Origin of the sequence: uncultured Campylobacter sp. (genome assembly GCF_938015785.1) — a bacterium.
In the GTDB taxonomy this organism is placed as follows: Bacteria; Campylobacterota; Campylobacteria; order Campylobacterales; family Campylobacteraceae; genus Campylobacter_B.
On record NZ_CALLWC010000021.1, the window covers coordinates 1 to 8867 of the forward strand.

Sequence of the window (8867 nt, forward strand, 5' to 3'; positions counted from 1 at the left end):
TTAAACTCATTTAAAATTTCTTTTAAAATATCTACAATCTCTTGCTTTGGTATATTCCCGATATCGCTTCTTATGGATTTTAGTTCATATATTATTCTATATGGATTATCCGTAACTTTTTTACCAGTATTTTCGTTGTTTATATCTCTTAAATCGATCTCTATATCTTTGCCTCTATAATGCAAAAGCCATATCACTTCTCCGCTAAATTCCATATCTCTCGGATCTCCGATAGTGATACTGCGCATAGGAAAAAGCCAAATACCTCTTTCTCGATCTATGCACCAATCTCTCGAATTTAAATCTACCCAATCAAGCTCACCCTGATAATACTTATTGCATATCTCATTGCACGGTTTTAGCAAATCGTATTTCTCGACATCCTCTTTTGAAATTTCCTCTGTAACAAACGCCATTCTCTCCTCCTTAAGAATTTAAAATTTTAAGACTGCTTGCGGGTTGCCGCCATCTTTTGCTCTTGCGACAAATCGTTTAGCCATTTGCGCAAATGGCTAAATATACGCTAAATTCCACATCTTGCCGCACCGCGTAAATTTTAAAATTTCGCTTTTATGTAGGCGCTGTTTTCTTGCGGGTCTCTCGCCGATAACTCGCCGCCTGCTGCTTAGATGAAATTTTAAAATTCCACTACCTGAGCGCATGGATAGAATTTTAAAATTTCGTCGTTCGCGCGCACGTATAAAATTTTGAAATTCCACACTGCCTAACACGAACGTATAAAATTTTACAAAATTCTGCCGCCGCAAATCAAAGCGACGAATGAACGCGCTAGCGCGCAGAAATCGCACGAATTAACAAAAGTCGCGTTTGAATTTCATCAGTAAATTTATGAATTCCGTCTACGCTTCGGCGGTTTCGTTTTCGTCGATTACGGCTTGCATCGCCTCTCTAGCGTGCTGTAGCCAATCTTTATCGCTCGTATCGAGCAGATCTAGGTAAATGATTTTGACATGTCCGCTATGGACGGTGAAATCGTGAGAGTTTGCGATGTGCTGCGTGCCGATGAGCACCACGGGCTGGACGCGCAGACCGAGCTTGCTAACGATCGCTTTGGCGCCGCTTTGGAATTGTAAAAGCTGCGTGCCGCGATGCCTAGTGCCCTCGGGAAACATCGTGATGACGCGCCCTTCACTCACGCGCTGCTGCACTTCGTGCACGATCCGCACCAGATCGCGCGGATTTGAGCGATCGACCTGGATCATCTTCGGAAGAGTGATAATTTTACCGATGATAGGGATATCTGCGATCTCCTTTTTAGCGATCCAGCAGATATCGGCGGGATGGGTTTCTTCAAGCACGACGATATCCATTATGCTTTGGTGGTTGGCGATTACTAACTGCGCGCGCGGATCGGGAGTGCCTATGATCTGGATATCGTATCCGACGCCGTAGCGCTGGAAGCGCCCCCAAATGCGGCGGAAGCGGCGATGAGAGGAGTTTTTCACCGCCATGGCGATCACGACGCAAACGACGGTAAAAATAAACCAAATCGCGTAAAATAACGCTCTAATCCTTGACAAGCTCATCCTTTTTTACCCAGCCGATCTTGTTGCCGCCCAGCATAATTTTGTAAAATTCCTTATTCGTACCCAAAATTTCGACCTTTTCGGGATTTTTAGTCACGTAAAACACGGTGGAGCTTTGCATAGGCAAAATTCTAACCGGGGAATTTTGCGCGATACTGCCCGTGCCGTAAGGCCTTTGCACGTAGAAATTTACCGCCAAAATCAGCACCGCGAAAATAAGCGGCGTGATATTTTTACTAAGCAGAAACATCACCAAAAGCACGGCAGCTAGCGTGTAGATCGCGATCTGCTTATAGGCTTCGAACTTGCTCTCTTTCGGATTTAGACCGATCTGCGTGCTAAGATCCTCGGCGCGCGGATTAAGCTCAAGACCGAAATTTTCAAATTTTTTAGTATTAAGATTGAAATAGCTGAAGTCTAAATTTGTGATATTTTTATCCACGACGGCGAAATAATATCCGCTTTGGCTCGCGTATGTGCCGCGCACGGAGTCCACACCCTGCTTGATAATGGCGGGATTATCTATGTGAAAGGAGCCGATCGCGCCGTTTCGGATACCAAGATCGAGCGTGAGTAAATTTGAAGCGTCGTCAAATTTGGTAGTTTTGTAGTTTTTAAGTTTCAGCTCGTCGGCTACGATATGCGAAAAATTAGGCTTCGTATCAAGCTTCATAAATTCTGGATTATCAGGTTTGATAGAGCTTTTTTCAAAGAATTCTCCGTTGCGCTGCAGCGTCAAAACGAGCTCATTTATCTTATCGCTCTTATCGCTTGCTGCAAACCACAGCGTCGTCTCAAACATCTCGTCGCCCTCAATCCACGTAAGATTATCGGCATTAAGCCACTTCATACCATTGGTGCGGCTGATCTCCAGCTTTGGCTTAACGATGATTTTCTGCCCCAAATATACGGCGAAATCGATCTTAAAAATTTGATTGCAATACACCTTCCTAGGCATTCCACTGGCTTTTAGCGTAAGCTCTTTGGGCTTAATGTCCTGATAGACCTTATCGTCGGATACATCCAGATCGACTTCGTTAGTAGGCGCCAAAGCCTTAAGATCGTCGATACTTAGATTATCCATCGACATAACCTCTTTTTTATTATACTTCAGCATCACTTTGGAATTATCGCGCGTCTGCGGCTCGTCCGGCTTATCCTCAGCTTTTTTCGGCGCGTATTTACTTAGATCATCAAGCGAATCGATCTCAATCTCCGGCGCAGCAAACGCAAGCGTGCAGACACCTAAAATAGTAAGAATTTTTTTTAGCAAATTAAGCCTTTTAGCATTTTCTCTCCGTCAGTACCACCCAAAATAGGCTCTATCGCGCGCTCAGGATGCGGCATCAGGCCGAAAATCTTTTTGTTTTTATCGCAAATCCCGGCAATTGCGTCTACTGAGCCGTTCGGATTTAGATCCGCGCCATTTTCGTCGCAATATTTTAGCAGCACGCAATCCTCGTCGTATAGCGACTTTAGCGTATCCGCAGGCGCATAATAGTTTCCCTCGCCATGCGCGATCGGGATATTTAGAATTTCGCCCTTATCGCAACAGTGCAGAAATTTATTATCGTTTGAAACGACGCGCAAATTGTGAAATTTTGAGATAAAGCTTAAATTTATATTTTTATTCATCGCGCCTGCGAGCAAGCCTAGCTCCAAAAGCATTTGAAAGCCATTACAGATGCCTAGGATATAGCCGCCGCGCGCAGCATGAGCGAGAACCGCCTTCATCACCGGGCTAAATTTGGCAATAGCAGCCGTCCGCAGATAATCTCCGTGGCTAAAGCCACCGGGAAGCACGATCAGATCGGCGTTTATGTCGGTTTCTTTATGCCAGATTATCTGCGTTTCACAACCGAGCTTATCAAAGGCGTATTTGCTGTCGCGCTCGCAGTTGGTGCCGGGGAAATTGACGATCGCTACCTTCATATCACGATCTCGTAGTCTTCGATGACGGTGTTTGCCAAAATTTCATCGCACATTCTAGCGACGTCGGCGTAAATTTTATCCCTATCCTCGCCATCTAGCTCAAGGACAATCTGTTTGGCTACGCGCACATCTCGCACGCCGCTAAATCCAAGCGCAGCAAGGGCGTGCAAAACCGCCTTGCCCTGCGGATCGAGCACGCCCTGCTTAAGCCTTACGTTTACGATTACCTTCATCGCTTATCCTAAAATTCTACGCAAGACCTCTTCGTAGGCCACTTTTACGCTACCAAGATCCTGTCTGAATACGTCCTTGTCGAGCTTTTTATCGGTTTGTTTGTCCCAAAAGCGGCAGCTATCGGGGCTGATCTCGTCTGCAAGCAGGATATTGCCGTCCTTATCTCTGCCAAGCTCGATTTTGAAATCCACGAGCTTTAAATTTCGCTCATCAAAAAATTTAATCAAAATTTCATTGATCTTGCGCGCGATCTTTTTGAGCTCGTCAAGCTCGCTTTGGCTCTTTACGGCGCCAAGCAGCAAGCAATGCTCGTCGTTTAGGATAGGATCGCCCAACTCATCGTCTTTATAGCAAAACTCCACCAGTGTAAACGGAAGCTTCGTGCCCTCTTTGATGCCTAGGCGCTTTGTAAGCGAGCCGGTGGCAATATTACGAGCGATGATCTCAAGAGGGAAAATTTTACATTTTTTCACGAGCTGCTCGGTCAGACTGATCGTCTCAACAAGCGCGGTGGCGATGCCGTGCTTTTTAAGCAGATCAAAAATCAGCGTCGAAATTTTACAATTCAGCGCGCCTTTGCCGCTCTCTTCGGCTTTTTTGACGCCATTAAACGCCGTCAGCGAATCTTTAAATTCCGAGATTAAAAGGTCGTCACTTTCGTTAACCGACCACATCTTTTTGCCCTTGCCTTCGTAGATAAGCTCTTTTTTGGTAGCTTGCATCACACTCTCCTTACTTGATGTTTAGAATTTTTATCGCGTCTATTGCGGTTTTTAACTGGATATCGTTATTAATCTGCTCTGCAGTGATGAAATTTTTCTCATCCTTTTTCTGAGCATCTTTTTTCTTGGTCTCGACCTTGGCTAACTCGCCTTGCAGGTGCTTTTTGAGATCAGCTTCTTTTAGCGAGAATTCATCCTCGTCGCGGCTCGGCACCTTGCCCGGCGCCACTATGAGATCAGGCGTCACGCCCACCGCTTGGATGGTGCGACCGCTTGATAGATAGTAACGCGCTATGGTAAGCCGCAGAGCCTCTTTATCCTCTATCGGCAGGATCACCTGTACGCTTCCCTTGCCAAAAGTTTTTTCACCAACTAACACGGCGCGCTTTAGATCCTGAAGCGAGCCGCTTACGATCTCGCTCGCGCTCGCACTGCCGCCATTAACCAAAACCACAAGCGGTAGATCGGTGATCTTCTTTTTAGGATCGGCGTTATGCGCTTCGGTTTCATTTTTCGCGCGTCCTTTTTGAGAGACGATAAGACCTTTGCTTACGAATAAATTTACAAGCCCGATCGCCTGATCCAAAAGTCCGCCCGGATTGTTTCGCAGATCCAAAATAATGCCTTTGGCGTCTCTATGCTCTTTTATAAATTTGCTCGCATCGGGAACCACGTGCTGATCGAAATTCGTAACGCGCAGATATAAAATTTTATCATCCTCGATCATCTTGGCATAGACCGATTCTACTTTGATTATGTCGCGGACAATCTCGACGTCAAAAGGCTTGCTAACACCTTTGCGCACGATCGTTAGAGTGATTTTGGTTTTCGGCTTGCCACGCATTTTTGAGACCGCATCGTCGATCGTGATGCCGAAGGTCGCATTGCCGTCGATACGCAAGATAACGTCGTTAGCCTGAATGCCTTTCTTGTCGGCAGGAGTGCCCTCGATAGGCGAGATGACGGTCAGAGCGCCGTCCTTCATACCCACCTGAATTCCAAGCCCGCCGAACTCGCCTTCGGTCTGGACTTTCGTATCGTTAAACGCCTTTTCGTCCATATAGCTTGAGTGCGCGTCGAGGTTATTCATAAGCCCCGAGATCGTCTTGTCCACAAGCTCGGAAAAAGTCATCTCATCGACATAATTGTTCTCGACGATCGCAAGTGTTTTGGTAAGCTTAGCTAGCGCCTCCAGACGCGTTTTTTCGCTGTCTGGTTTTTTGGTCGCATTGACCTCTCTGGCTTGTAAATTTCCGGTAAAAAAACTAACGCCTAAAAATAGAGAAAATATGAATCCCAAGCCGAAGAAGAGGTGTTTTTGTCGCAAAGTTTATCCTTGAAAGTAAAATAGAGTGAATTTTATAGAAAATTGGCTAAAAATAAGGTAAATTTCATACGAAATTTACGCGTTTACGGATAAATTTAAACCGAAAATTTTAAAATCTCACTAAAAAATCTTGACATAAAGACACTAAAGTTATATAATGCAACTAACTTCAACCTTAGGAGAAAATTTATGAACGAAACTATTGAAATTTTAACCGATAAAATGCGCTCTTTGCTCGAAAGCAGCGTTTCCTTGGCGATCCATTCCAAAAATAGCGAAGTGGGCGTATTGCATATGCTCTGGGCTTTGGTAGCCGACAGCGGCTCGGTGCTAAATCAAATTTTTAATAAATTTAGTATCGAAAAGACCGCGGTCGAGCTTGAGATCAAAAGCGAAATTTCAAATTTGCCGACTAGTTCAAACGTCACGAAGGAAAACGTGCGAATCTCGCGCGAGCTGATGAACTCGCTAGAGGTCGCAAAAGGGCTGATGACGAGCTCGGGCGATAAATTTATCGCCGTAGATACCTGGCTGATTGCAAATTTAAACGCAGATCCGCTAAAGAAAATTCTGTCTAAATTCGCAGATCTTAGCGAGATCAAAAAGGAGCTAGAGGCGCTTCGCGGCGGCAAAAGTATCGATTCGCAAACCGCCGATGAGACGCTTGAAGCGCTTAGTAAATTCGGCGTCGATCTCACCGCCAAGGCAATCGCGGGCGAGCTCGATCCGGTCATCGGTCGCGACGAGGTGATTTCGCGAATGATGCAAATTTTAATCCGCAAGACGAAAAACAATCCGATCCTGCTCGGCGAGCCGGGCGTGGGAAAAACCGCGGTCGTCGAGGGTCTTGCGCAGCTGATCGCCAAAAAAGAGGTCCCGCTTAGCCTACAAAACAAACGCGTCATCGCGCTTGATATGAGTGCGCTGATCGCGGGCGCGAAGTACCGCGGCGAGTTTGAAGATAGGCTCAAAGCCGTCATAAACGAGGTCGTAAAAGCCGCAAACGTCGTACTTTTCATCGATGAAATTCACACCATCGTAGGCGCGGGCGCAAGCGAAGGCTCTATGGATGCCGCAAACATCCTAAAGCCCGCTCTTGCGCGCGGCGAGCTGCACGCGATCGGCGCTACGACGCTAAAAGAGTACCGAAAGTATTTTGAAAAAGACGCCGCGCTTCAGCGCCGCTTCCAGCCCGTAACGGTCGCGGAGCCTAGCGTGAGCGAGGCTACGGCGATCCTACGCGGCATAAAAGAGCGGCTAGAGGTGCATCATAACGTCACCATCACCGATAGCGCGCTTGTGGCGGCTGCAAGGCTAAGCGACCGCTACATCAGCGACAGATTTCTGCCGGATAAGGCGATCGATCTCATTGACGAAGCGGCGGCGGAGCTTAAAATGCAGATCGAAAGCGAGCCCAACGAGCTTGCCAAGGCTAAGCGCGACATCCTAACGCTTCAGGTCGAAAAGGAAGCCCTTAAGATGGAGGATGACGGCAAAAACGACGAGCGGCTTGCGCAGATCGATAAAGAGATCGAAAATTTAACCGAGCAGAAAAATGCGCTTCAGGCTAAATTCGAAAATGAAAAGTCCGTATTCGGCGGCATCAGCGAGGAGAAAAAGGCGATCGACAGCCTCAAAAACGAAGCTAGCCTAGCAAGACGCAACGGCGATCTTAGCAAGGCCGCCGAGATCGAATACGGCAAGATCCCCGCTGCGCAGGCGAAGGTCAAGGAGCTTGAGGCGAAGTGGGACGCGATGAAAGAAAACGGCGTGCTTTTGCGAAACCGCGTGGACGAGGAGAGCGTGGCTGAAATTTTAAGTAAATGGACGGGCATCTCGGTAAGCAAAATGCTCTCCTCCGAAAAGGAGAAATTCCTCCACATCGAGGAGCACTTAAAAGAAAGTGTCGTGGGGCAGGACGAGGCGCTGCACGCCATCGCTCGCGCCGTCAAGCGCAACAAAGCCGGTCTCGTTAACGAAAACCGCCCTATCGGAAGCTTTTTGTTTCTAGGCCCTACCGGCGTCGGTAAGACCGAGAGCGCGAAGAGCTTAGCGAGATTTTTATTCGACGATGAGCGGGCGATGATCCGCTTTGATATGAGCGAGTATATGGAAAAACACAGCGTCAGCCGCTTGCTCGGCGCGCCTCCGGGATACGTGGGCTATGATGAGGGCGGGCAGCTTACCGAAGCTGTGCGCAGAAAGCCCTACTCCGTGCTGCTTTTTGATGAGATCGAAAAGGCGCACAAGGACGTTTTTAACATCCTGCTTGGAATTTTAGACGACGGGCGCGCGACCGATAACAAGGGCGTTACGGTTGATTTTAAAAACACGATCATCATCCTAACGAGCAATATCGGCTCGGCTAAGATTATGGAGCTTGACGCCAAAAATGCGAACAAGCCGCGCGAAATCGCGCTTGCCGAGCGAGAGGAGGCGGTAAAGAGCGAGCTGAAGAATTATTTCAAGCCCGAATTTATCAACCGTCTGGACGACATCGTGATCTTCAACGCCCTAAGCGAGGACGATCTTATAAAAATCGTGGGCATTATGTTTAAAAGCCTGCAAAAAACGCTCGCAAACCGCGGCATTAGCGCAAGCTTGAGCGAAGACGCCAAAAAGCTCATCGCCTCGGCGGGCTTTGATATCGAATACGGCGCAAGACCGCTGCGCAGGGCGCTTTACGATCTAGTGGAGGATAAGATCGCCGATATGATCCTAAGCGACGAGATCAAAGCGGGCGATCGGATCGAAATCGGTGCGCATGACGGCGAGATCAAGATAAAGAGAGTGAAATAAAATTCTGCGGAATTTATCCTGCGGGGTAAATTCCGCGCTTCGATGGAGTAAATTTGGCGAGGTGAATCTAAAATACTTTATTAATATAAATTGGGCGAATAATCTATCTCCTTGGGAATTGAAACAGATCGCAAAGCCTGCGTTAATCGTCGCTTGCTTCAGCATAATTCCATCCCGTTGGGAATTGAAACCTAAGCCTAATAAACCCGATAAGCCAAGTAATCCTGGTAGAATTCCATCCCGTTGGGAATTGAAACACTACATTGTCTACTCCGTCAAATTCCTCGGCCGCAGTAGAATTCCATC

General features: G+C 47.2%; 9 protein-coding genes. 1 reads left to right on the top strand and 8 read right to left on the bottom strand.

Annotated features, from left to right (window positions below):
* The 8 genes from Q0393_RS02735 to Q0393_RS02770 form a co-directional block, all read right to left on the bottom strand.
* Positions 1–416, bottom strand: a 416-nt coding sequence (locus Q0393_RS02735; RefSeq protein ID WP_298977716.1) for a hypothetical protein, incomplete at its 3' end; no start/stop codon positions are given.
* A 96-nt stretch (positions 417–512) separates the two neighbouring features.
* The gene (locus Q0393_RS02740; protein WP_298977718.1) at positions 513–719 is read right to left on the bottom strand and encodes a hypothetical protein; all 207 of its coding nucleotides are present in this window, start codon (positions 717–719) and stop codon (positions 513–515) included.
* Between the two features lie 141 nt (positions 720–860).
* The gene (locus Q0393_RS02745) at positions 861–1547 is read right to left on the bottom strand and encodes a 1-acyl-sn-glycerol-3-phosphate acyltransferase (RefSeq protein WP_298977721.1); all 687 of its coding nucleotides are present in this window, start codon (positions 1545–1547) and stop codon (positions 861–863) included.
* Positions 1528–2820, bottom strand: coding sequence for an SH3 domain-containing protein (locus tag Q0393_RS02750; protein WP_298977724.1), 1293 nt, complete (start codon positions 2818–2820; stop codon positions 1528–1530). Before Q0393_RS02750 ends, Q0393_RS02745 begins: the two co-directional genes overlap by 20 nt.
* Positions 2814–3479 (bottom strand): phosphoribosylformylglycinamidine synthase I, encoded by a 666-nt coding sequence (gene purQ, locus Q0393_RS02755; RefSeq protein WP_298956607.1) that lies wholly within the window; start codon positions 3477–3479, stop codon positions 2814–2816. Before purQ ends, Q0393_RS02750 begins: the two co-directional genes overlap by 7 nt.
* Complete coding sequence (purS, locus tag Q0393_RS02760) at positions 3476–3712, bottom strand: phosphoribosylformylglycinamidine synthase subunit PurS (RefSeq protein ID WP_298977727.1); 237 nt, start codon at positions 3710–3712, stop codon at positions 3476–3478. Before purS ends, purQ begins: the two co-directional genes overlap by 4 nt.
* Positions 3713–3715: 3 nt before the next feature.
* Entirely contained in the window at positions 3716–4435 is a 720-nt protein-coding gene (purC, locus tag Q0393_RS02765; RefSeq protein WP_298977728.1) for a phosphoribosylaminoimidazolesuccinocarboxamide synthase, read from the bottom strand.
* Between the two features lie 10 nt (positions 4436–4445).
* Positions 4446–5735, bottom strand: a complete 1290-nt coding sequence (locus tag Q0393_RS02770; protein ID WP_315046281.1) for a S41 family peptidase — start codon at positions 5733–5735, stop codon at positions 4446–4448.
* A 216-nt stretch (positions 5736–5951) separates the two neighbouring features.
* Here Q0393_RS02770 and Q0393_RS02775 point away from each other — a divergent pair, with 216 nt between their 5' ends.
* Positions 5952–8561: an AAA family ATPase gene (locus Q0393_RS02775; RefSeq protein WP_298977731.1), complete on the top strand. Its 2610-nt coding sequence runs from the start codon at positions 5952–5954 to the stop codon at positions 8559–8561.
* Positions 8562–8867 lie beyond the last annotated feature (306 nt).